At 73.9% G+C, this 21,343-nt stretch carries 23 protein-coding genes; 11 read left to right on the top strand and 12 right to left on the bottom strand.

Annotated elements, in window-relative coordinates:
- The first annotated feature begins 26 nt into the window (after positions 1-26).
- The 3 genes from ABZ457_RS02555 (at position 27) to ABZ457_RS02545 (ending at position 2,006) form a co-directional block, all read left to right on the top strand.
- A complete protein-coding gene (locus ABZ457_RS02555) occupies positions 27-545 on the top strand; it encodes a hypothetical protein (RefSeq protein ID WP_359153050.1) in 519 nt (172 codons plus the stop codon).
- 199 nt (positions 546-744) lie between these two features.
- The gene (locus ABZ457_RS02550; protein ID WP_359153048.1) at positions 745-1,224 is read left to right on the top strand and encodes a hypothetical protein; all 480 of its coding nucleotides are present in this window, start codon (positions 745-747) and stop codon (positions 1,222-1,224) included.
- 341 nt (positions 1,225-1,565) lie between these two features.
- Positions 1,566-2,006, top strand: coding sequence for a VOC family protein (locus ABZ457_RS02545; RefSeq protein ID WP_359153046.1), 441 nt, complete (start codon positions 1,566-1,568; stop codon positions 2,004-2,006).
- A gap of 75 nt (positions 2,007-2,081) precedes the next feature.
- Here ABZ457_RS02545 and ABZ457_RS02540 read toward each other — a convergent pair whose 3' ends face one another.
- The gene (locus ABZ457_RS02540) at positions 2,082-2,486 is read right to left on the bottom strand and encodes a PPOX class F420-dependent oxidoreductase (RefSeq protein ID WP_359153044.1); all 405 of its coding nucleotides are present in this window, start codon (positions 2,484-2,486) and stop codon (positions 2,082-2,084) included.
- Between the two features lie 448 nt (positions 2,487-2,934).
- Between ABZ457_RS02540 and ABZ457_RS02535 the strand changes: the two genes are divergently transcribed.
- Entirely contained in the window at positions 2,935-3,066 is a 132-nt protein-coding gene (locus ABZ457_RS02535; protein ID WP_359153042.1) for a hypothetical protein, read from the top strand.
- A gap of 140 nt (positions 3,067-3,206) precedes the next feature.
- Positions 3,207-3,965: a chitinase gene (locus tag ABZ457_RS02530; RefSeq protein WP_359153040.1), complete on the top strand. Its 759-nt coding sequence runs from the start codon at positions 3,207-3,209 to the stop codon at positions 3,963-3,965.
- 83 nt (positions 3,966-4,048) lie between these two features.
- Here ABZ457_RS02530 and ABZ457_RS02525 read toward each other — a convergent pair whose 3' ends face one another.
- Positions 4,049-4,741, bottom strand: coding sequence for a 4'-phosphopantetheinyl transferase superfamily protein (locus tag ABZ457_RS02525; protein WP_359153038.1), 693 nt, complete (start codon positions 4,739-4,741; stop codon positions 4,049-4,051).
- A gap of 191 nt (positions 4,742-4,932) precedes the next feature.
- Here ABZ457_RS02525 and ABZ457_RS02520 point away from each other — a divergent pair, with 191 nt between their 5' ends.
- Positions 4,933-5,520 carry a hypothetical protein gene (locus tag ABZ457_RS02520; RefSeq protein ID WP_359153036.1) on the top strand — a complete coding sequence of 196 codons (588 nt, stop codon included), beginning with the start codon at positions 4,933-4,935 and terminating at the stop codon, positions 5,518-5,520.
- A 198-nt stretch (positions 5,521-5,718) separates the two neighbouring features.
- The gene (locus tag ABZ457_RS02515; protein ID WP_359153034.1) at positions 5,719-6,285 is read left to right on the top strand and encodes a nuclear transport factor 2 family protein; all 567 of its coding nucleotides are present in this window, start codon (positions 5,719-5,721) and stop codon (positions 6,283-6,285) included.
- 92 nt (positions 6,286-6,377) lie between these two features.
- On the opposite strand, the gene hemC is transcribed toward ABZ457_RS02515, so the two are convergent.
- Positions 6,378-7,328, bottom strand: coding sequence for a hydroxymethylbilane synthase (gene hemC / locus ABZ457_RS02510; protein ID WP_359153032.1), 951 nt, complete (start codon positions 7,326-7,328; stop codon positions 6,378-6,380).
- 196 nt (positions 7,329-7,524) lie between these two features.
- Here hemC and ABZ457_RS02505 point away from each other — a divergent pair, with 196 nt between their 5' ends.
- The gene (locus tag ABZ457_RS02505; protein ID WP_359153030.1) at positions 7,525-8,610 is read left to right on the top strand and encodes a right-handed parallel beta-helix repeat-containing protein; all 1,086 of its coding nucleotides are present in this window, start codon (positions 7,525-7,527) and stop codon (positions 8,608-8,610) included.
- 23 nt (positions 8,611-8,633) lie between these two features.
- On the top strand, positions 8,634-9,662 hold the full coding sequence (locus ABZ457_RS02500; RefSeq protein WP_359153028.1) for a methyltransferase: 1,029 nt from the start codon (positions 8,634-8,636) through the stop codon (positions 9,660-9,662).
- Positions 9,663-9,768: 106 nt separating this feature from the next.
- On the opposite strand, the gene ABZ457_RS02495 is transcribed toward ABZ457_RS02500, so the two are convergent.
- The 7 genes from ABZ457_RS02495 to ABZ457_RS02465 form a co-directional block, all read right to left on the bottom strand.
- Complete coding sequence (locus ABZ457_RS02495; protein WP_359153026.1) at positions 9,769-10,104, bottom strand: TcmI family type II polyketide cyclase; 336 nt, start codon at positions 10,102-10,104, stop codon at positions 9,769-9,771.
- Positions 10,105-10,151: 47 nt separating this feature from the next.
- Positions 10,152-10,634: an SRPBCC family protein gene (locus ABZ457_RS02490; protein WP_359153024.1), complete on the bottom strand. Its 483-nt coding sequence runs from the start codon at positions 10,632-10,634 to the stop codon at positions 10,152-10,154.
- A 1-nt stretch (position 10,635) separates the two neighbouring features.
- Positions 10,636-10,893 (bottom strand): acyl carrier protein, encoded by a 258-nt coding sequence (locus ABZ457_RS02485; RefSeq protein WP_359153022.1) that lies wholly within the window; start codon positions 10,891-10,893, stop codon positions 10,636-10,638.
- A 51-nt stretch (positions 10,894-10,944) separates the two neighbouring features.
- Positions 10,945-12,195, bottom strand: coding sequence for a beta-ketoacyl synthase N-terminal-like domain-containing protein (locus ABZ457_RS02480; protein WP_359153020.1), 1,251 nt, complete (start codon positions 12,193-12,195; stop codon positions 10,945-10,947).
- Positions 12,192-13,460 carry a beta-ketoacyl-[acyl-carrier-protein] synthase family protein gene (locus ABZ457_RS02475; protein WP_359153018.1) on the bottom strand — a complete coding sequence of 423 codons (1,269 nt, stop codon included), beginning with the start codon at positions 13,458-13,460 and terminating at the stop codon, positions 12,192-12,194. The genes ABZ457_RS02480 and ABZ457_RS02475 overlap by 4 nt, the downstream gene beginning before the upstream one ends.
- Positions 13,457-13,885 carry a cupin domain-containing protein gene (locus ABZ457_RS02470; RefSeq protein ID WP_018848005.1) on the bottom strand — a complete coding sequence of 143 codons (429 nt, stop codon included), beginning with the start codon at positions 13,883-13,885 and terminating at the stop codon, positions 13,457-13,459. The genes ABZ457_RS02475 and ABZ457_RS02470 overlap by 4 nt, the downstream gene beginning before the upstream one ends.
- 134 nt (positions 13,886-14,019) lie before the next feature.
- Positions 14,020-15,141 (bottom strand): SchA/CurD-like domain-containing protein, encoded by a 1,122-nt coding sequence (locus tag ABZ457_RS02465; RefSeq protein WP_359153015.1) that lies wholly within the window; start codon positions 15,139-15,141, stop codon positions 14,020-14,022.
- 241 nt (positions 15,142-15,382) lie between these two features.
- On the opposite strand from ABZ457_RS02465, the gene ABZ457_RS02460 reads away from it, so the two are divergent.
- Both ABZ457_RS02460 and gdhA read left to right on the top strand, forming a co-directional pair.
- Positions 15,383-17,044: an FAD-dependent monooxygenase gene (locus tag ABZ457_RS02460; protein WP_359153013.1), complete on the top strand. Its 1,662-nt coding sequence runs from the start codon at positions 15,383-15,385 to the stop codon at positions 17,042-17,044.
- 300 nt (positions 17,045-17,344) lie between these two features.
- Positions 17,345-18,700, top strand: a complete 1,356-nt coding sequence (gene gdhA / locus ABZ457_RS02455; protein WP_359153011.1) for an NADP-specific glutamate dehydrogenase — start codon at positions 17,345-17,347, stop codon at positions 18,698-18,700.
- A 24-nt stretch (positions 18,701-18,724) separates the two neighbouring features.
- On the opposite strand, the gene ABZ457_RS02450 is transcribed toward gdhA, so the two are convergent.
- Positions 18,725-19,624, bottom strand: coding sequence for an endo alpha-1,4 polygalactosaminidase (locus tag ABZ457_RS02450; RefSeq protein ID WP_359153009.1), 900 nt, complete (start codon positions 19,622-19,624; stop codon positions 18,725-18,727).
- 146 nt (positions 19,625-19,770) lie between these two features.
- Positions 19,771-21,186: a GH1 family beta-glucosidase gene (locus tag ABZ457_RS02445; protein ID WP_359153007.1), complete on the bottom strand. Its 1,416-nt coding sequence runs from the start codon at positions 21,184-21,186 to the stop codon at positions 19,771-19,773.
- Positions 21,187-21,343 lie beyond the last annotated feature (157 nt).

Raw genomic sequence — 21,343 nt, 5'->3', positions numbered from 1 at the left:
TTCCGCTCGTCTCCGGAGGTTCCGCGGTGACCAAGTTCCTGCTGTCGATACACGTTCTGGCGGCGATCCTCGCGATCGGTCCGGTCGCGGTCGCGGCCTCGCTCTTCCCGCGCGTGGTCAAGGAGACGGAGACGGAGGACGGCGGGAGTCCGGGGCTCGGCGGCTGGGTCACCGCCGCGTTCCTGCACCGGATCTGCCGGGTCTACGCGGTCGTCGGCGTGACCGTCCCGGTCTTCGGCATCGCCACCGGCGCGCAGCTCGGGGTGCTCACGGACGCGTGGCTGCTCGTGTCCCTCGTGCTGACCACGGCCGCGGCCGTGGTGCTGGGCGCGGCCATCCTGCCCGGCCAGGAGCGCCTGCTCGCGACGGCGGACGCGGACGGGGACGCGGACGGGGACGGTGAAGGCCCGGCCCCGACCCCGGCGCCGGTCTCGCCCCGCGCCGCCGCCGCCCGACTCGCCATGCTCACGGGCGTGTTCAACCTGCTGTGGGCCGTGGTCGTGGTCCTGATGATCGTCCGTCCGGGCTCGACGACCAGCGCCTGAACGTGGCGCCCCGGGCCGGGGGCACGGGCGGGAGGGCTCATGACGACGCGCGCCGAGCAGCGTGACTCTCCGCGCCGTCCTGTGCCCCGCCCCTACGGCGTGGGCCGGTGCGTCGCCGCAGCTCAGGGTGTCCGACCGGCCGTCAGCGGGCCGGTCGCGGTCCGTGGTGCGGCGGTGGCCCCCGCCTGCGCTCCGCGCCATGACTGTGAGTTCCAGGATCAGGAAGAGCGCCGTTCTCGCCACGGCCGCCGTCACGCTCGCCGCGCCGCTCGCGCTGGCCGGTCCCGCGCAGGCCGCCCCGGTGCCCATCACCTGTACGTCGAACACGACGTCCTCGGACGTGACCCCGAGCTGTACCCGGAACGTGGACGACGGCGACGCCGGCGGTGTCAGCGGGGCCGTCCGCCTCACGACGACCACGGGGGAGTACGCCCGGGTCGAATTCCAGGCCAAGGGCGAGAAGGTGATCATGCGCAACACCTGGCGGGCCTGGAAGGGGGTGTTCACACTGCACATCCGCACCTCGGACGGCTGGAAGAAGCACAAGAGCTGGCGGGTCGACTCCGGTACCTCCCTGACGTCGACCTTCAACATCGCCGAAGGCACGCGCGTCGCCATCACGGCCTGTATGGAAGCCGCCATGTTCGGCTGCGCGGGGAACAACCGGCTCGTCGCCTGACGCCTGACGCCTGACGCCTGACCCTGACGCCGGGCCCGGGCGGCCCCGGGCCCGGGCGGCCCCCGGCCCCGACCCGGCCCCCGGCCCCGACCCGGCCCCCGGCCCCGACCCGGCGGCCGGAAACCGCGTTGTCCCGTGCCCGGCCCACCGCGTAGCGTGGGACACGTGACTGCCGGGTCGGCCATGGGCCATACACGAGTGAGGCGCCCGGCCTCGGCGTGAGCGCGGGGCGGGCCAGAGGTCCGCCGGCGTACTCCGTGTTCCGTTTCCAGAGTCCCGGGCCCGCGCGCACGTCGCGCGTGCGCCCCTCCTCGAAGCCCAGACCGGAGAGTCGTATCCCCATGCCCGCAGACGAACAGTCCCCCACGCCCACGCCGACGGCACCCGAACTGCCCGTCGGCACCGTCCATCTCAACCACACCGTGGTGTACGCGAAGGACCGGCGGCTGTCCGCCGAGTTCCTCGCGACGATCCTGGGGCTGACGGTCGACGCGCCCTTCGGGCCGTTCCTCCCCGTCGACCTCGGCAACGGCGTCACCCTCGACTACTACGAGCAGCGCGACGAGCCCGTCCAGTCGCAGCACTACGCCTTCCTGGTGCCGGACGACGCCTTCGACGGCATGATCGCCCGGCTGGAGGCGGTCGGGGTGACGTACTACGCCGACCCGTCCCACACCGAGCCCGGTCGGATCAACCGCCTCTTCGGCGGGCGCGGGGCGTACTTCGACGACCCGTCGGGCCACAACATGGAGATCATGACCCGCCCTTACGCCCGGACCTGACGCCCGGCGGCCCGCCCGGGCCCGTGCAGCCGGCCCGGTCGGCTGCCCCGCCCGGGCCGGGAGCCCGTGACCCCGTCAGACCCGGCCGACGACCTTGCGCGGCGTGAGCCGCACCACCACCCGCGGCGCGTCCTCGCCCGCCGCCGGGTTGAACTCCGCGTAGGGCTTGCCGGTGTACTTCAGCGACAGTTCGTCGATCAGCTCCTGGCCGCCCTCCGTCGTCAGGGAGACCTCGCCGCGGATCTCGGCGTAGCTGTACGGGTCGTCGAAGGGCTGGACGACCACCGTGGCGCGCGGGTCGCGGCGGAGGTTGCGCTCCTTGCGCCGGTCCACGGTGGTGGAGATCAGCACGTCGTGCCCGTCGCGCTTCGCCCAGACGGGCGTCACCTGCGGGCTTCCGTCGGGCTGGATCGTGGCGAGCGTGACGAAGGTGGGTCCGTCCAGCAACTCCTGGAGGCGTTCGGACAGGTGGGCGCTCATAGGGGGCTCCTTCCGTTCGGGCGGCCGCCCCGGTGCCGGGCCCGGGCCGGACCCGGCGCGCCGGGGCGCGTCGGTCCTGATCCTGCCCCGGCCGGCCCCGCCCAGCCGTCCGACGCGCGGCACCCACCCCCGCGCGCCCGCGACCACGCTCAGCCCCGCACGCGGGCCTCAGCCCGCACGTCAAGCACCGGCTTCCCCCGCGTGCGGCCTGGGGCAATGGTCCAGACCCTTGACACGCTCACGACCACTTGTATGGTCTAGGCCAGCAGAACTCGCCGCTCCGTTTGGGGAGTTGACCCCTCGCGGGGGAGCAGTCCCCCCTGCCCGGACGGCGGGAGCGCGTGACCTTCGCGCCTCTTGGCCCCACCCACGAGAGGCCCGCCCGTCGCGCGCGGTCCCCCACACGGCCGCGCGCAGCCGGAACGGCCTGACGGTGAAGGAGTTCCCCATGCACGCCAGCAGGAAGACGGCTGCCCTCGTCGGCGCCGCCCTCGCCCCGGTCATCGCCGTGAGCCTCCCCGCCGGGACGGCGAGCGGCAACAGCCGCTTCTTCGAACTCGACGTCAACGTCGGCGGCTGACCCGCCCACTCGGGCCGGCCCCGCGCGGGCCGGCCCGCCCGCCGGGCACCGCCACGGCCCCACCGGCGCGCACTCCACGGCGGCCCCACTCCGCCGCGCGCCCGCCCGCACACCACCCCCACCCCTCAGGAGTCCACACCGTGCGTTCCCGCATCCTCGGTATGCTCGCCGCCACCGGCGCGGCCGCCACCCTCTGCGCCCTGACCCTCGCCCCCACGGCCTCCGCCCAGAAGGCCGGAACCGGCACCGGAATCAGCACCGGAGCCGACACCACCGCGGCCGAATTCCTGGTCAGCGAGGCGCAGTTCAACGAGATGTTCCCGAACCGGAACGCGTTCTACACGTACCAGGGCCTCACCGCCGCGCTGGACGCGTACCCCGGCTTCACCAACACCGGAAGCGAGACGGTCAAGAAGCAGGAGGCCGCGGCCTTCCTCGCCAACGTCAGCCACGAGACCGGCGGTCTGGTCCACATCGTCGAGCAGAACCAGGCCAACTACCCGCACTACTGCGACACCAGCCAGCCCTACGGCTGCCCGGCCGGCAACGACAAGTACTACGGCCGCGGGCCCGTCCAGCTGAGCTGGAACTTCAACTACAAGGCGGCGGGCGACGCCCTCGGCATCGACCTCCTCAACAACCCCGACCTGGTCCAGAACGACGCCTCCGTCGCCTGGAAGACCGGGCTCTGGTACTGGAACACCCAGTCCGGGCCCGGCACGATGACCCCGCACGACGCGATGGTGGGCGGCCACGGCTTCGGCGAGACCATCCGCGCCATCAACGGCACCCTGGAGTGCAACGGCGGCAATCCGCACCAGGTCCAGAGCCGGATCGACCTCTACCAGCGCTTCACCCAGCTCCTCGGCGTCGAGCCCGGGGGCAACCTGAGCTGCTGACCCGCACCGGCCGCCCGGGGGTACGCCGGCCCCCGGGCGGCCGGGCTCCGGCGGGGGCCGGGCTCCGCCAGAGCCCGGCCGGCTCAGCCGGTGACCGGCAGCGCGACCGCCGTGAGGATCAGCCCCCGCCCGGACGTCCAGCGACCCGCGAAGACGTCCAGCCGCCGGCCGCCCACCACCGGGCCCGGCACCAGCAGCCGCGCCTCGAAGGAACCCGAGCGCGCGGTCGCGTACGTGAAGCGGACCGACGCCTCGTGGAACTCCAACTCCTCCCGGGTGAGCGGATACCACGCCTTGAACACCGCCTCCTTGGCGCTGAACAGCAGCTTGTCCGGACACGGCCCCGGGCCCGCGCCGTCCGTCCGGTCCCGTACGCCGAGGGCGCGCAGTGCCTGCTCCCGTTCCGCCGGGAGCGCCACCATGTCCCACACCTCGTCCGGCACCGGCTCATCGGTCTCCGCGTCGATCCCCAGCGCGGCGAACTCCTCCTGCCGCGCCACCGCCGCCCCCCGGTACCCGGCGCAGTGGGTCATGCTCCCCACGATCCCGCCCGGCCAGCGCGGCGCCCCGCGCGGCCCGCGCAGCAACGGCACCCGGGGCACGCCCAGTTCCGCGAGCGCCTGCCGGGCGCAGCGGCGGACCGTGGCGAACTCCCCGCGCCGCAGGGCCACCGCCCGCGCGACCAGTGCCTCCTCCTCGGGGAACCAGTCCGGCGCCACCGCGTCGTCGAACGCCTCGGCCCAGCGCACCCCGGCGGGCAGCACGGTCTCGATCACGGGGGTCCCTCCAGGGCGACGACGCTCAGCGCTACGGCGTTGACCAGCGGGTACGCCACGGCCCCGCACCCACCCACGGTATCCGCGCCCCACCACCCGCCCCACCCCGGCCACCGGTAGCGGCGGCGCGGCCCGCCGAGGGGCGGTCGCCTCATTGGCCTCTGACAGGTTCGTCGTCCATACTGCCCGCCGTGGAGCAGCGCATAGAACCGAACGCCCAGCCCGAGTTCGCCGCCGGTACGGACCCGTCGTTCGTGCCCCTCGTCGGCATGCCGACGGCCGCGAAGCCGACCGCCGAGAAGGCCGAGGGGGCCGAGCAGTCCGAGAAGGCCGGCACGGCCGACAAGGACCTGGCGGAGGCCGACTCCCTCCCCGAGCCGGCGGACGGCGACGAGGTGACGGACGACGCCGCCCCGGACGCCGAGGATCGCGAGGACTCGGGCGAGCCCGCCGGGGAATCCGCGGACGGCGCGGACGACGGCGACGGGGAGTCCGCCGCCGACGGCCCGTCCTTCGAGGCCCGCGACCGGCGCGGCTCGATCACCGCCGACCGCGCCGGCATCGTCTTCCGCCTCGACGACCAGGAGGCCGACTTCCGCTGGGACGAGGTCCGCGCCGTCGAGATCTCGCTGCCCCGCTTCGGCCGCCGCTTCACCGTGACCGTCCACGTCGCGGCCGCCCGCTGGTTCAACGCGGAGGTCCAGGCGGACTCCCGGAGCCGTCTCCAGGAGTGGGAGACCGGGCTCGACGCCGTCCTCGACGCCTACTTCGAGGAGTAGGAGCGGCAGTAGGACCACGGTCCGGACCGGCCGGTGACCACCAACCGCCGTCCGGGCCGGGCCGCTCACATCGTCCGGAGTCTGTTGGCCGGGTCGGGACCGGCGGGCGCGGGCCGCGCCGGGTGATCCGCTCGACACGGTCGGCTCCGCCCGGCGCGTTCCAGTCGTGCGGGGCGCCGGGACGGTGAAGGATCGGCGGTGAGCGATCTGACCTCGAGGAGGCTGCTCATGACCGCCGCCCAGGACCGGGAGCGCATCTGGGAGCTCCACACCAGCAACGAGTTCGTCACGCTCGATGTCGACGCGACCATGGCCACGATGACCGACTCACCCGAGGTGCTCCATGTGCCCACCGCCATGGGTGCCCGCGGCAGGCCGGCCGTCCAGGACTTCTACGCCCGACTGTTCGTAGGACACAATCCCCGGGACCTGGCGATCACATCGCTGAGCCGCACCACAGGACGCGACCGCATCGTCGATGAGATGCTGGTCACCTTCACCCACGACTCCCACGTGCCCTGGATCCTTCCGGGGGTGGACCCGACCGGGCGTCCCGTCGGCGTCGCCGTGATCGCCGTCGTGACTTTCGAGGGCTCCCTGATTGCGAGCGAGCACATCTACTGGGACCAGGCGGCGGTCCTCGGCCAAACGCAACTCATCGAGCCTGCGGCGCTGTCCCGGTTGCCCGTCGTGACGGACCAGCACGCGACCCTGACGGACGGTCCCCTCAACCAGTTGGTGGACAGGGGCAACCGTTTGTCGTGAGGTCCGGCCGGATCGGCCGTGCTCGTCTGCTCGGGTCGGACTCGTCCGCCCCCCTTTCGGGCGGAACCCGGCCCTGACCCGCCGGACACTCCCTAGTGCGCGATCCCGTCGATCAGCTCGCGTGCCCCCTGCCGCAGCAGGGCCACCGCCACCGAGGTGCCCAGGGTGGCCGGGTCGAGGCGGCCCGCCCACTCGTGGGCGTTGAGGACCGTCTTGCCGTCCGGGGTGAAGACCTTCGCCCGCAGGGACAGGTCGCCGTTGCCCTCGGCCCGCGCGTAGCCGGCGATCGGGCTGTTGCAGTGGCCCTGGAGGACGTGCAGGAACATCCGCTCGGCCGTCGTCTCGCGGTAGGTGTCCGGATCGCCGAGACCGCTGACCACGTCGATCACCGCCTCGTCGCCCGCGCGGCACTGGAGGGCGAGGACGCCCGCGCCGATCGGCGGGCACATCGTCTCCACCGGCAGCACCTGGCTGATCACATCCGTCCGGCCGATGCGTTCGAGGCCGGAGACCGCCAGCAGCAGCGCGTCCGCCTCGCCCGCCGCCAGCTTCTCCAAGCGGCGGTTGGCGTTGCCCCGCATCGGCACGCACTCCAGGTGCGGGTGCGAGGCGGCGAGCTGGGCGCTGCGGCGGACGGAGGAGGTGCCGATCCGGGAGCCGGCGGGCAGCTCGTCCAGGGTCAGCCCGCCCGGGTGGACGAGGGCGTCCCGGATGTCGTCCCGCTTCAGGAACGCGGCGAACACCGTGCCGGCCGGCAGCGGGCGGTCGGCCGGGATGTCCTTGACGCAGTGCACCGCGAGGTCCGCCTCGCCCGCCAGCAGCGCCGCGTCCACCTCCTTGGTGAACGCGCCCTTGCCCTCGACCAGCGACAGGTCGCCCATCCAGCGGTCCCCGGTGGTCGTCACCGGGACGACCTCCGTGGCGATGCCGGGGTGACGGGCCGCCAGTTCGGCGCGGACGCGCTCCACTTGGGCGAGGGCCATGGGGGAGGAGCGGGAGACGATGCGGATCCGCTCGGGCGCGGCAGTCGGCGCGGCAGTCATGGCGTACACGATAGGTCCTCGGGACTCGTGCCCCGGACGAGTCGCCCCGGGGGCGGAGAGCCCCGCGGAGAGCCCCGGCGACGCCCCCGGGAGGCGGACGGGCATTGCGCTGCCCGGGGACGCGTCGCGGGCGACACGACACCGCACACGCGGCGCTTCAGTGCGAATCACCCGATCCGGCACATAGCTTCGGATTATGACGAAACGACAAATCCCCCTGCTCGGTTGCGCAGTCCTCCTCGCCGCCTCCGGCCTCGGCCTGACCGCCCCCGCCGCATCCGCCGCCACCACCCTCCACGTGGCCCCTGGCGACTCCATCCAGGCGGCCGTGGACGCGGCGAAGCCCGGCGACACCGTCCGGATCGCGCCCGGCACCTACCGGGAGAGCGTCCGCATCACCACCTCGGGCATCACCCTGCGCGGCGCGGGCGAGGCCACCAAGCTGCTGCCCGCCCCGGGCGCGCCGACCAAGACGGGGAAGGCCGCCGCCGACTCCTGCGCCGCGGCCGGCAACGGCATCTGCGTCCAGGGCACCGAGGCCGAGCCGGTCGAGGGAGTGACCCTGCGCTCCCTGTCACTGTCCGGGTACGCCAAGAGCGGCGTCTGGGCGCTGTGGACGGACCGCCTGGCGGTCCGCCAGGTCAGCTCGGACGACAACGGGACCTGGGGCATCGCCCAGGAGCGCTCCACCCGCTCCGACCTGTCCGGCAACTCGGTGAGCGGCAACGGCGACGCGGGCATCTTCGTCGCCAACACCGTCACCGAGGAGGCCGGCGCCACCGACACCCTCGGCACCCGCGTCCGCGGCAACGACATGTCGGGCAACCGGATCGGCGCCACCGTGCGCCGGGTGCGGAACCTGACCGTCGAGGACAACCACATCACCGACAACTGCGCGGGCCTCTTCCTGGTCGGCGACGAGTCCAAGCCCCGCGCGGGCGCCCTGACGGTCCGTGACAACCGGATCGTCGCCAACAACCGCTCCTGCCCGGCCACCGCGCGGCTGCCCCGGATCCAGGGCGCGGGCATCGTGCTGACCGGCACCGAGGACACCCTCGTCGAGTCCAACACGATCTGGAACAACGTCGGCGACTCCCCGTTCTCCGGCGGTGTCGTCCTGTTCAAGAGCGTCGTCGGCGTCCCCGGCACCGGCAACGTCGTCCGCGGCAACGTGGTCCTCGGCAACGGCTCCGCCGACCTCGCCAACCGCGACACGGCCGGTACCGGCAACCGCTTCGACGCCAATGTGTGCAACGTCTCCGAGCCCGCCGGCCTGTGCTGACCGACAACCAGAAACGAGACGGCATGACCACCGCAACCACCCCGCCCCGTGACGCCATGCGCCTGCGCGAACTGGTCTTCGGGGCCGCCTGCGCCGCCGCCGTGCGCGCCGCCGCCCGCCTCGGCGTCGCCGACGCCCTGGAGGACACCCCCCAGGACGCCGAGGCCCTCGGCGCCGCCGTGAAGGCCGACCCCAGAGCCCTGCGCCGCCTGCTGCGGGCCCTGACCTGCTACGGCGTCTTCGCCGAGGAGCCCGACGGGCGCTTCGTCCACACCGACATGTCCCGCCGGCTCCGCGAGGACGACCCCCACAGCCTCCGCGCGATCGCGCTCTGGTGCACCGAGCCGTGGACCTGGGCGGCCTGGCCCAAGCTGGACGAGGCCGTGCGCACCGGCGACAGTGTCTTCGAGGGCCTGTTCGGGAAGGAGTTCTTCCCCTACCTCCACGAGGACGCCCCCGAGTCCGCGCACGTCTTCAACCGCGCGATGACCACCTCCAGCGTCCAGTCCGCCCGGGACGTCGCCGACCTCCTGGACCTCACCGGCGCGGCCACCGTCGCCGACATCGGCGGCGGCCAGGGCCATGTGCTCGCCAGCCTGCTGGAGAAGCACCCCGGCCTGCGCGGCACCCTCCTCGACCTGCCGGGCGTCGCGCAGAACGCCGACCCCCGGCTGCGCGAGGGCGGGGCGCTCGCCGACCGCGCGCGGATCGTCGCCGGCGACTGCCGCCGCGAGGTCCCCGTCGAGGCCGATGTGTACATCATCAAGAACATCCTGGAGTGGGACGACGAGTCCACCCGCCGGACCCTGGGCAACGTCATCGCGGCCGCCCGCCCCGGCGCCCGCGTGGTCGTCATCGAGAACCTGGTCGACGACTCCCCGTCGATGCGGTTCACCACCGCGATGGACCTGATGCTGCTGCTGAACGTGGGCGGCGCCAAGCACACCCGGGCGAGCATGGCCGCCCGGATGACCGAGGCGGGCCTGGTGCTCGGCGAGGTCCGCCCGGTCAACGCCTATCTGCACGCCTTCGAGAGCACCGTCCCCGCCTGACGGATGCGCGCACCGACGGCGGAGGCCGGACCCGCGCCCTGCGGGTCCGGCCTCCGTCGTCTGCCGTGCCGTGCTCGTGCTGCCGTGCCGTGCTCCCTGACCGGGGTCAGCGGCCCGGTTCGCTCTGCCAGCTGTAGAACTGCGTGGCCATCGCGTCCTTCGGACTCCGCCAGGTCTGAGGGTCGTACGGGCTGACGTAGGCCGCGAGCCGTTCGCTGACGTCGCGGAAGGCGATGTGCTCGGTCACCTTGGCGATGGCCGGGCCGGGCGGCCGGTCCGACTCGATCAGGTGCATGTACAGGTCGTCGCCGAAGTGGAACAGGCTCCGCCGCCGGACCCCGACGAGGTGCGGCAGCTCACCGCTGTCGGAGTCGGCGAAGACCTGGGCGATGTCCGGTGCCGAACCGGGTGCCATACGGGCGACGATCAGTGCGTGGTGCATCGGGGCGTCCCTTCGGGGCCGTCGGATCGGGGCGGATCGGGTGCGATTCAGCCCCGGCTCACCGGGGCGGTCTCGCGGCCGCTGCGGGCCTGCTGCTCGATGCGGTCGCGGATGAGACCCATCTGCACGCGCGAGTTGCGGTTGATGTTGTCGGTCATCCACTCGTCGTCGACGGGCGCGTCCGGCTTCATCGCGAAGTCCTGCGTCCAGTGCATCCGCACGCCCTCGGGCGTCTCGGTGTACGTCCAGCGGATGTTCATGTACTGGAAGGGACCGGTCTCGACGCGCTTGGCGCGGACGCTCAGGGCGGCCCGGTCGGCCTCGCGCTCGGAGACCCAGCTCCAGACCTTGCCGTTCTCGTCCGGGTACATGGTCAGCCGGAACACCGTCCGGTCGCCGTCCCGCTCCAGCACCTCCACCGAGGCGTACTCGGTGAAGAGCTGCGGCCAGTTGTCGATGTCGTTGGTGACGTCCCAGACCAGGTCCAGGGGGGCGTCGATGAGGATCTCGTTCTCGGTGTGCCCGGACATGTCAGGCTCCTGCCATCAGAGAGTCGTTCACGAGGTCGAGGAACTCGCGGGGGGTCTTGCAGCGGTCGGCGTCGGGCGGCAGCGCCCGGCCGTACCGGTTCTCCAGTTCGCCGACGATGCCGAGCAGCCCCAGCGAGTCGAGGCCGTAGACCTCGAAGGGGGTGTCGGGGTCGCGGTCCATCACGGCCGCGTCGACGGTGATGCCGGCGCCCTTCTTCATCAGGGCCGACAGTTCGGTGACGGTGAGTCGTTCGGTCATGGGGTCCTCCTTGTCCGCCCGCCGGGGCACGCGCCCCGGCGGGAGTCGTTCTCAGGTGGCCGGCGCGTCCGCGCGGCGCACCACGAGCGCCGCGTTGGAGCCCATCAGCCCCCGGCTGAGCACCAGGGCCGTGCGCAGCTCGGCGGGGCGCGCCGAACCGGTGACCAGGTCGATGTCGTGGCAGACCTCGTGCACATGCGGGGTCGGCGGGACGACGCCGTGCTCCAGCGCCAGCACCGCGGCCGCGGTGTCCAGCACCGGGGCGCCGCAGTAGGCCCGGCCGGTGCCCGTCTTGGGCGCCGTGACCGGCACCCGGGAGCCGCGCGGGCCCAGCGCGTCGGTCAGGGCCAGGGCCTCGGCCCGGTCCGCGTCCGGCAGTCCGAGGGCGTCCGCGAAGACCACGTCGATCTCCTCTGGCGCGCAGCGGGCCGCCCGCAGGGCCCCCCGGATCGCGTGGGCCAGGCCCTCGCGGGACTCCTCCCAGCGGGAGGCGCCGGTGAACGTGGCCGCGTGCCCGGCCAGTTCGGCCCGCACCTGCGCGCCCCGCCGGCGGGCCGCCGCCTCGGCCTCGACGACCAGCATCGCCCCGCCCTCGGCGGGCACGAAGCCGCAGGCGTGCGCCGTGAACGGCCGGTAGGCGCGCTCGGGCTCCTCGACGCAGCTCAGCTCGCGGTAGCCGAGCTGGCAGACGACCGAGTACGGCGCGAGGGGCGCCTCCGCCGAGCCGACGACCACCGTGTCCGTGCCCCGGCGCACCGCCGACGCCGCGTGCGCGAGGGCGTCCAGACCGCCCGCCTCGTCGCTCGCGACCACCCCGCAGGGGCCCTTGAAGCCGCCCCGGATGGAGATCTGGCCGGTGCTCGCCGCGTAGAACCAGGCGATCGACTGGTACGGGCCCACATAGGTGGAGCCCTGACCCCACAGGCGCTGCAGCTCCCGCTGGCCGAACTCGCCGCCCCCGGAGCCGGCCGCGGTCACCACGCCCACCGCGTACGGATCGGAGGCGTCCGTGGCCGCCGGGACGCGGGCGTCCGCCAGCGCCATGTCGGCCGCGGCCATCGCGAAGTGGCTGAACCGGTCCGTCTGGACCAGGTACCGCTCCTCGACCAGCGACTCGGCGTCGAAGCCGCGGACCTCACCCGCGACCCGCAGCGGCAGATGCCCGCAGCCCTCGCGGGTCACCCGGTCCAGCGAGCTGACACCCTCCACGGCGGCCTTCCAGAAGGCGTCCGTACCGATGCCGCCGGGGGCGACGACACCGATGCCGGTCACCACCGGACGACGGTTCTCCTCGGTGCTCATGCGCTACTCCCACCTGGTCGGGTCAGCACCACCGCGGACTGGAAGCCGCCGAAGCCGCTGCCCACGGACAGCACGTTCCGCAGCTTCGCCGCCCGCGCGGCGCCCGGCACGTAGTCGAGGTCGCACTCCGGGTCGGGCTTCTCGTAGTTCGCCGTCGGCGGCACCGCCTGGTGGGCCAGCGCCAGCACACAGGCGACGATCTCGATGGCGCCGATCGCGCCCAGCGAGTGCCCCACCATGGACTTGATGGAGCTCATCGGGACGTCGTAGGCGTGCTGCCCGAGGGACCGCTTGACGGCGGCCGTCTCGTGCCGGTCGTTCTGCTGGGTGCCGGAGCCGTGGGCGTTGACGTAGTCGACGTCCGACCCGTCGAGACGGGCGTGGTCCAGCGCGTGGTCGATCGCGCGGGCCATCTCCAGGCCCTCACGGGTCAGACCGGTCATGTGGTGCGCGTTGCCGAAGGTGGCGTAGCCGCCGATCTCGCAGTACACCGTGGCGCCGCGCGCCCGGGCGTGCTCCAGCTCCTCCAGCACCAGGACCGCGCCGCCCTCGCCCATCACGAAGCCGTCGCGCCGGGCGTCGAAGGGCCGGGAGGCGTGCTCGGGGTCGTCGTTGTTCGCCGAGGTCGCCCGGATCGCGTCGAAGCACGCCACGGTGATGGGCGAGATCGGCGAGTCCGAGGCGCCGGCGACGCACACGTCCACCCGGCCGTCCTCGATGGCCTGGAAGGCGTACCCGATGGCGTCCAGCCCCGAGGTGCAGCCCGTGGAGACGGTCTGCACCGGGCCGTGCGCCCCGGTCTGCTCGGCCACCTCGGAGGCGAGGGCGCTGGGCGAGAACGCGCGGTGCAGATGCGGCGCGGCCTCGCTGTGGTCCACGTCCCAGCGCCGCCCGGAGGCGCTCACCTTCACGTAGTCCTGCTCCAGCCGGGTCGTCCCGCCGACCGCGGTGCCCATCGACACCCCGACCCGCCACGGGTCCTCGCGCTCCATGTCCAGTCCCGCGTCGGCCAGCGCCTCGCGGGCGGCGACCATGGCGAACTGCACATAGCGGTCGGCCCGTTGGAGGGTCTGCGCCTCCAGTCCGTGCACCGCGGGGTCGAAGTCGACCTCGGCGGCGATCCGGGAGCGGAATCCGGCCGGATCGAAGAGGGTGATGCCCCGCGTCGCGGTCCGGCCGGCCGCGAGCAGGTCCCAGAACGCCGGGGCACCCACGCCACCGGGTGCGACGATGCCGACGCCGGTCACCGCCACACGTCGGTTCACGAAACCGCCCCCGTGGGCTGGGCCGCCGCGTCCTCGGGCCGGACGGTCTCCTCGGTGTCGACGTGCCCCAGCTCCGGACGCGGCGCGAGCGGGCCGAGGTGGAAGACCATCCGGGCCTCGGTCGAGCCGACGTTGCGGAACCGGTGCCGCACATACGGCGGGATCAGCAGGCCCTGGTCGGTGCGGATCGCATGGGTCTCCCCGTCCAGGTCGACCTCCAGCTCCCCGGCGACCACGTACACGAACTCCTCGGAGTACGGGTGGTAGTGCTCGCCGATCCGGTCGCCGGGCTCGACGAGCGCGAGGCCCATGAAGCCGCTGGTCGCGCCCACGGCGGTGGGCGTGAGCAGGGCGCGCAGGTCGCCTCCGCGCCTGCGGTTGGGCTCGGTCTCGCCGAGGTCGACGATGCGGTGCTTGGTGCTCATGACTGTTTCCTCCGTGAAGGGCGGTGGGGCCTCGAACGGCGCGCGGCGGCCCGCGCGGGCGCACGGCGGCGGAACGCGGCGGTGCGGCGAGGGGGTGTGCGGCGGATCAGGGGCCGCGCACCCCGAGGGGACGGTCAGACGGCGCGGCGGTCGGTGACCAGCCGCATGTCGGCGGAGCGCAGCAGCCGCGCCGCCAGGTCGGCGCCGGCCGCCGAGGCGTCCAGGCCGAGCGCGCCGAGGTCGATCAGACGGGCCAGTACGGCCGCCTTGCGGGGGCCGCGCGCCCCGACGGCGAGCAGCGGGTCGGCGTCCAGCGGACCGCGGGCGTCGACCAGGCGCACCACGATGTCGTCGCGGTGGAAGACCGTGCTGCTGTCGACGAGACCGCTCGGGTCGTCCGCGGCCGCCTCGTCCTGACGGGCCAGCAGCCTGGCGAGCGCCATGCCGCAGCCCTCCTTGGCCGGGTAGAACAGCGCGTGCCGCTCGACCTCCCGGCGGGGGGTGCCGTGCGTCGCCAGATGGTGCACGGAGGGCAGGGCCGCGCGGGTGAAGAAGGTCCGCGCCGACTGCGGGTCGTCGAGGTCGCGGTCCTGCTCCAGGAAGGGGTTCAGGGCCTCCTCGACCGCCCGCACCTCGGGCTGCCGGGCGACGTGCCGCAGCGCGGCCATCAGGTCGCCCTGCACCTCGACCGTCCGCACGACCCGGTTGCCGTGCATGAACAGGGAGGTGCGGCGCAGCCGGGTCGTCTCGTCGACCCGGGCGGCGGGGGACGCGTAGTGCGCGAGGATCTGGGCGACCTGCGACTCGCTGCCGGGCTTCACGGTGAAGGTGAGCGCGTGGCGCACCACACCGTCACCGACCCGGGGCTCGGCCTGCAGGGCCGGACGCCGGTGGTCCGGGGCCGGGGCGTTCACCCCGTCCGTCTCGCGGAGCACGCTGTAGCGGAAGGAACGGGTGTCGCGCACGCAGTTGTGCAGCGGCTTGACCGTGTCCAGGTGCGCCTCGCTGTTCACCCAGGCGAGGAACGGCGGGGCGCTCTCCCACTCGCTGGTGATCAGCCACTGCGAGGGGTTCTCGATGGACTGGCAGAGCTGGTCGCTGATGTGACCGGGGATCGAGGCCACCTGGTGGCGCATGTGCTCGTAGGCGTCGAGGAACTCCTGCTGCGCGCCGTCGTGGAGGTCCAGCAGCAGCACCACGCGCAGCCGGGAGCCGTCGAAGGCGGACTGGGATATGCGTTCGGACAGCGTCGTCATGGTCACGCCTCTCCTAGACTGTGAGGTGTCGCCACCCGGGTCGGAGAACGAACCCGGTCCTGAGCGGCTGCGCACGGGCCGTTGTCGCGTGCACGCACTGTGGCGGTCCGTATCCGATCCTCGGCCGCTACCACGGGTGGCGCGAGATGTGTGAACCAGCCGGGTGAAGAGGCGAGGGAACGCCCCGTGCGGGGGCATGGAAACGTCGTTCCCCCTCCCCGCGGCCCGTCAGGAGCCACAGATGCAGCAAGCCCCCGACGTACGTGTTCCGGTCCTGGTGGTGGGCGGCTCCCTGGTGGGCCTGTCCACCTCTCTCTTCCTCGGCAGACTCGGTGTCGAGCACCTGCTCGTCGAACGCCACGCGAGCACCTCGCGCCATCCGCGCGGCCGCGGCAACAACCTCCGCACCATGGAGCTGTTCCGTACCGCCGGTATCGACGACGCGATCCTCGACGCGGCCCATCTCCTCACCGGCAACCACGGCATCCTCCAGGCCCGGACCCTGACCGCGGGCGACGACGAATGGCTCGTCCAGGGCGTCCAGACCGCCGACGGCTCCGCCCGGGTCAGCCCCGCCGCCTGGTGCGTGTGCAGCCAGAACGACCTGGAGCCCGTCCTCCTCGACCACGCCCGCAAGCTCGGCGGCGACCTTCGCTTCGCCACCGAGCTGCTCTCCTTCGAACAGGACGCCGACGGCGTCACCGCCGTCGTCGAGGACCGGGAGAGCGGCCGGCACCTCGTCGTGCGCGCCGACTACCTGGTCGCCGCCGACGGCCCGCGCAGCCCCGTCCGCGAGCAGCTGGGCATCGGCCACTCCGGCCCCGGCGACCTCTTCCACAACGTCAGCGTCACCTTCCGCTCCCGGGGGATGGCCGCGATCGTGGGGGACCGGCGGTTCATCGTCTGCTACCTCACCGAGCCCGGCGGCGACGGTGCCCTGCTGCCCGTCGACAACGCCGAGCAGTGGGTCTTCCACGCCCCCTGGCAGCCCGAACAGGGCGAGAAGCTGGAGGACTTCACCGACGAACGCCTCGTCGCGCACATCCGCCGGGCCGCCGGCGACCCCGGCCTCGACGTCGAGATCACCGGCCGCTCGCCCTGGCACGCCGCCGAACGCGTCGCCGACCGCTACGCCGACGGCCGGGTCTTCCTCGCCGGCGACTCGGCCCACGAGATGTCCCCGACCGGCGCCTTCGGCTCCAACACCGGCATCCAGGACGCCCACAACCTCGCCTGGAAGCTCGCCGCCGTCCTCGCCGGCACGGCCGGGCCCGGACTGCTCGGCACCTATGAACGCGAACGCCGGCCCGTCGCCGTGGCCACCAGCGCCCGCGCCTCCGCCCGCTCCCGCGAGCACAGCCACCCCGGCTACGCCCCCGGGCCGGGCGGCGGCGGCAAGCAGCGCGGCATGCTCGCCGTGGCCGTCGGCTACCGCTACCGCGACGGCGCCGTGCTCGGCACCGACCCCGCGCTCCCCGTGGTGCCCGAGGAGTCCGAACTGCGCGGCGAGCCCGGCAGCCGGGCCCCGCACCTGTGGCTCCGCCGCCCCGGCCAGCAGCGCCCGCTGTCCACCCTCGACCTGTACGAGCGCGAACTCGTCCTGCTGACCGGCACCGGCACGACGGCCGCGGCCGACTGGCAGAACGGGGGCGCCGAGGCCGCCCGCCGGCTCGGCGTCCCCCTCGCCGTCCACTCCCTCGGCACCGGCGAGGACGCCGACCTGGTCACCGAGGACGGCGCCGACTGGGCCGAGGCGCACGGCGTCACCGGGGACGGCGCCCTGCTGGTGCGCCCCGACGGCTTCGTCGCCTGGCGTGCCCAGGGCCCCGTCGCCGACCCGGCCCGGGAGCTGACCGGGGTGCTGACCGCACTCCTGCACCGCGAGGCGGGCGCCCGGGGCTGAGCCCGGAGCGGCTGGTAGCGTCCGAGGCCGTGTCTGACACATCCCGCCCGGCGGGATGTGTCAGACACGGCCCGGGAGAGGCGGCCCGGGCCGCCTCTCCCTCGGTGCGTGGCGGGCACGCACGGGGGCGGCGCGGTGACCACCATGCGGTACGCGGAGGTGGCCGCCGCGCGGGACGGGCAGGTGAACGCGGGGGACGGGCGCGCCGTACTCCCCGCCGGCGACCGCACCCGGACGACCGACCACCGAGCACCGCCCGGACCCGGCAGCGAGCCGGCCGCCGGCGGGAAGGGAGACGCCGTGGCAAACGCAGCCCCGAGGGAGCGCCTGGCCGGACTGTACGCGGAGCTGGTGCGCCGCAACCCCGGCGAACCGGAGTTCCACCAGGCCGCCCACGAGGTGATCGAAAGCCTCGGCCCGGTCTTCGAGGCACGCCCCGAGTACGCGGAGCCCGGCCTCGTCGAACGCCTCGTCGAACCCGAGCGGCAGATCGTCTTCCGGGTGCCCTGGCAGGACGACCGGGGCACGGTGCACGTCAACCGCGGCTTCCGGGTGGAGTTCAACAGCGCCCTCGGCCCCTACAAGGGCGGCCTGCGCTTCCACCCCTCGGTCGACCTCGGGGTGGTCAAGTTCCTCGGCTTCGAGCAGATCTTCAAGAACGCGCTGACCGGGCTCGGCATCGGCGGCGGCAAGGGCGGCAGCGACTTCGACCCGCGCGGCCGCTCCGACCACGAGGTCATGCGCTTCTGCCAGTCCTTCATGACCGAACTCCACCGCCACATCGGCGAACACACCGATGTGCCCGCCGGGGACATCGGCGTCGGCGGCCGGGAGATCGGCTACCTCTTCGGCCAGTACCGGCGGATCACCAACCGCTGGGAGGCCGGCGTCCTCACCGGCAAGGGCACCGCCTGGGGCGGCTCCCAGGGCCGCGCCGCCGCCACCGGCCACGGCAGTGTGCTGTTCGCCGCCGAGATGCTGGCCCGGCGCGGCGAGGACCTGGCCGGGCTCACCGCCGTGGTCTCCGGCTCCGGGAACGTCGCCGTGCACACCATCGAGAAGCTCGCCGCCCTCGGCGCCCACCCCGTCACCTGCTCCGACTCGCAGGGCTATGTGGTGGACGAGAAGGGCGTCGACACCGAACTGCTGCGCCAGGTCAAGGAGGTGGAGCGCGGCCGGGTGAGCGACTACGCCGAGCGGCGCGGCTCCTCCGCCCGCTTCGTGCCCGGCGGCCGGGTCTGGGACGTGACCGCCGACATCGCCTTCCCCTCCGCCACCCAGAACGAACTCGACGCGGACGCCGCCCGGGAGCTGGTGCGCGGCGGGGTCCGCGCCGTCTCCGAGGGCGCCAACATGCCCTGCACCCCGGAGGCGGTCCGCGTCTTCCAGGAGGCGGGCGTCGCCTTCGGCCCCGGCAAGGCGGCCAACGCGGGCGGGGTCGCGGTGAGCGCCCTGGAGATGCGGCAGAACGCGGCGCGCGACTCCTGGACCGAGGAGCACGTGGCGGGCGAACTGGCCCGGATCATGGCCGACATCCACCGCGTCTGCCACGAGACCGCCGAACGCTACGGCGCGCCGGGCGACTATGTGACGGGCGCCAATATCGCGGGCTTCGAACGGGTCGCGGACGCGATGCTGGCGCAGGGGGTCGTGTAGCAAGGGGGCGCGGGGGGTGCGCTCTCAGCAGGTGCGGCGGAGGTGGCCCTGCTCGCCCGCGGGGCGCACCTCCCGGTCCCGCAGGGTGACGGACAGCTTCCCGGCCCAGGCCCGGCAGGCCGCCGTGAAGTCGCGCCCCCGGTACTCGACCGCGAACACCCGCCCCTGGTACGCCGTCAGGTAGGCCGCGCACTCGTCGTAGCGGGCGCACTCCTCGGCCACCGCGAAGTCGAAACCGGTCCGGTCGCGCGCGTCCAGGAGTTCGGCCGTGTTCTTCTGGGCGACGGCCAGGCCCCGGGCGTGGCCCCGGTCGGTCAGCAGCCGGGCGAAGGCGACCGCGTCGTCCGCCGTGAGCTGCCCCTCCGACCGGGTCCAGGAGTCGAGGTTGTCGGGCTCGACCGCGTCGTAGCCCGACTCGGCGCAGCCGTCGATCCAGGGGCCGACCACCTTCATCAGGGCCGCGCGCCGGGCGGGGGTGGAGATGTCGAGCAGCGGCTCGTCCCAGTCCTCGTCGATCACCAGCCCGCCGTCGACACCCCGGAGCAGCAGCTCCGGGTGGTGCTTGTGCCACCAGTCGGTCTCCGCGCCGGGCTGGGCCTGGTAGGCGTTGACGTAGCAGATGTTGTAGAGGCCGTCGGCGGGGTCGGCGCTCCGGTCCCGGGCGACGGCGGCCACCGTCTTCGCCGGGCGGTAGGGGCCGCCGATCTGGTAGTCGAAGACCGCGCCAGGCTCGGGCGGCCGGACCGCCGGGCCGCTCGCCCCCTGCGCCGAGGGGCGCGGCTGGGCGCCGCCGCCCGTGGTGCACGCGACGACCAGCAGCAGGAGCGCGGCCGCGGCGCCGGCGGCGGCCCCGCGCGCGGTGCGGGCCAGGAGGCGCACCGGTTCGCGCGGGGCGCGGTGGCCGTGGGCGGTCGGCTTGGTCACGGGCGGGTACCTCGCTCGGTCCGGTGGGCACGGGGCGGGTCTCGTGGTCCGTCCCGTGGGCCCATGGTGGCACGCGTCCCGGTGCCTTCCCGACCCGGCCTCCCGTCAAGTGGCGTGTGTACGTGTCTGGTTGAGGGTCGGCCCGGTCAGCCCGGGAGCCGGTTGCGCAGGGCCACGTCCCCGTACCAGAGCGCGCTCTGCTTGGGCGTGCGGACCTGGGTGTCGAAGTCCACCCGGACGATGCCGAAGCGCATGCCGTACCCCTCGGCCCACTCGAAGTTGTCCAGCAGCGACCACAGGAAGTACCCGCCGACCTCGGCGCCCGCCGCCACCGCCTCGTGCACCGCCCGCAGATGGGACTCGATGTACGCGGTCCGCGCGTCGTCCCGCACCCGGCCGTCCGCGTCCGGGACATCGTCGAAGGCGGCGCCGTTCTCCGTGATGTACATGGTCAGGCCGGGGTGCTCGCGGGCGATCCGGAGCAGCTGGCGGCGCAGCCCGTCGGCGTCGATCTCCCAGCCGATGTCCGTGCGCGGCAGCCCCCGGTCGACGAAGCGCACATCCTCCGCGCCCGGCCAGGGCGACGGCCCGGACGGCTCGCCGCCGCCCGCGACCCGGTACGAGGAGTAGTAGTTGACGCCCAGGAAGTCGACCGGCGCGCCGATCACCTTCTCGTCCCCGGGGCGGAGGTACGCGGTGCCGCTGACCCGGTCCAGGTGCTCCCGGATGTCGTCCGGGTAGGCGCCCCGTACCACCGGGTCCAGGAAGAGCCGGTTCTGGAGCAGGTCGATACGGTGCGCCGCGTCCCGGTCGGCCGCGCTCTCCGAATCGGCCTGCACGGGATAGAAGTTGAGGGTGATACCGACCTCGGCCGCGGGCGCCGCCGCGCGGATCGCCGGCACCGCGAGCCCGTGCCCCAGCAGGAGGTGGTGCGCGGCGACCAGGGAGCCGGCGGGGTCGGTGACACCGGGGGCGTGGATTCCGCTCGCGTAGCCCAGGAAGGCGGCGCACCAGGGCTCGTTGAGCGTCCCCCAGATCCGCACGCGGTCGCCGAGCGCCTCGCTCACCAGGTGCGCGTACTCGGCGAAACGGTACGCCGTGTCCCGGCTGCGCCAGCCGCCCGCGTCCTCCAGGGCCTGCGGGAGGTCCCAGTGGTAGAGGGTGAGCGCGGGCTCGATGCCGTGCTCGTGCAGGCTGTCGACCAGTCGGCGGTAGAAGTCCAGGCCGCGGGGGTCGGCCGGGCCGCGGCCGTCCGGCTGGATGCGGGGCCAGGCGACGGAGAACCGGTAGGCGCCGATGCCGAGTTCGGACATCAGGGCGACGTCCTGCTCGGAGCGGTTGTAGTGGTCGGCGGCCGTGTCACCGGTGTGGCCGTGGGCCACCTTGCCGGGGGTGTGCGCGAAGGTGTCCCAGATGGAGGCGCCCCGGCCGTCCCGGTCGGCCGCGCCTTCGATCTGGTAGGCGGAGGTGGCCACTCCCCACAGGAACCCCGGCGGGAACTCGGCGCCGCCGCCGGGCGCCTGGGGGAGGGTGCGGGGGGCCGGATCGTGCTCTGCGGTCATCGTCGTCCTCGGGGTGGATGGGGCGGGTGGGCACACGGGGGCGCGGGTGCTGCCCGTTCCGGGGTGCGTCGGGGCGGCCGGGCGTGTGGCGCCGGGCGTGTGATGCCGGGCGGGGCCCGGACCGGGCGTGGGAATCCCGGCGCAGGGCGGGGGAAGC

This window comes from Streptomyces sp. NPDC005805, assembly GCF_040630445.1.
Lineage (GTDB): Bacteria > Actinomycetota > Actinomycetes > Streptomycetales > Streptomycetaceae > Streptomyces.
This window is presented reverse-complemented; position numbering and strand designations above follow the sequence as displayed.

Coding starts and splice junctions, on each gene's coding strand:
- ABZ457_RS02550 (WP_359153048.1), top strand. CDS start 745: ATGACTGTGAGTTCCAGGATCAGGAAGAGCGCCGTTCTCGCCACGGCC.
- ABZ457_RS02545 (WP_359153046.1), top strand. CDS start 1,566: ATGCCCGCAGACGAACAGTCCCCCACGCCCACGCCGACGGCACCCGAA.
- ABZ457_RS02465 (WP_359153015.1), bottom strand. CDS start 15,141: ATGACGACGCTGTCCGAACGCATATCCCAGTCCGCCTTCGACGGCTCC.
- ABZ457_RS02540 (WP_359153044.1), bottom strand. CDS start 2,486: ATGAGCGCCCACCTGTCCGAACGCCTCCAGGAGTTGCTGGACGGACCC.
- ABZ457_RS02460 (WP_359153013.1), top strand. CDS start 15,383: ATGCAGCAAGCCCCCGACGTACGTGTTCCGGTCCTGGTGGTGGGCGGC.
- hemC (WP_359153032.1), bottom strand. CDS start 7,328: ATGACTGCCGCGCCGACTGCCGCGCCCGAGCGGATCCGCATCGTCTCC.
- ABZ457_RS02495 (WP_359153026.1), bottom strand. CDS start 10,104: ATGCACCACGCACTGATCGTCGCCCGTATGGCACCCGGTTCGGCACCG.
- ABZ457_RS02535 (WP_359153042.1), top strand. CDS start 2,935: ATGCACGCCAGCAGGAAGACGGCTGCCCTCGTCGGCGCCGCCCTCGCC.
- ABZ457_RS02470 (WP_018848005.1), bottom strand. CDS start 13,885: ATGAGCACCAAGCACCGCATCGTCGACCTCGGCGAGACCGAGCCCAAC.
- ABZ457_RS02505 (WP_359153030.1), top strand. CDS start 7,525: ATGACGAAACGACAAATCCCCCTGCTCGGTTGCGCAGTCCTCCTCGCC.
- ABZ457_RS02480 (WP_359153020.1), bottom strand. CDS start 12,195: ATGAGCACCGAGGAGAACCGTCGTCCGGTGGTGACCGGCATCGGTGTC.
- ABZ457_RS02485 (WP_359153022.1), bottom strand. CDS start 10,893: ATGACCGAACGACTCACCGTCACCGAACTGTCGGCCCTGATGAAGAAG.
- ABZ457_RS02500 (WP_359153028.1), top strand. CDS start 8,634: ATGACCACCGCAACCACCCCGCCCCGTGACGCCATGCGCCTGCGCGAA.
- ABZ457_RS02445 (WP_359153007.1), bottom strand. CDS start 21,186: ATGACCGCAGAGCACGATCCGGCCCCCCGCACCCTCCCCCAGGCGCCC.
- ABZ457_RS02490 (WP_359153024.1), bottom strand. CDS start 10,634: ATGTCCGGGCACACCGAGAACGAGATCCTCATCGACGCCCCCCTGGAC.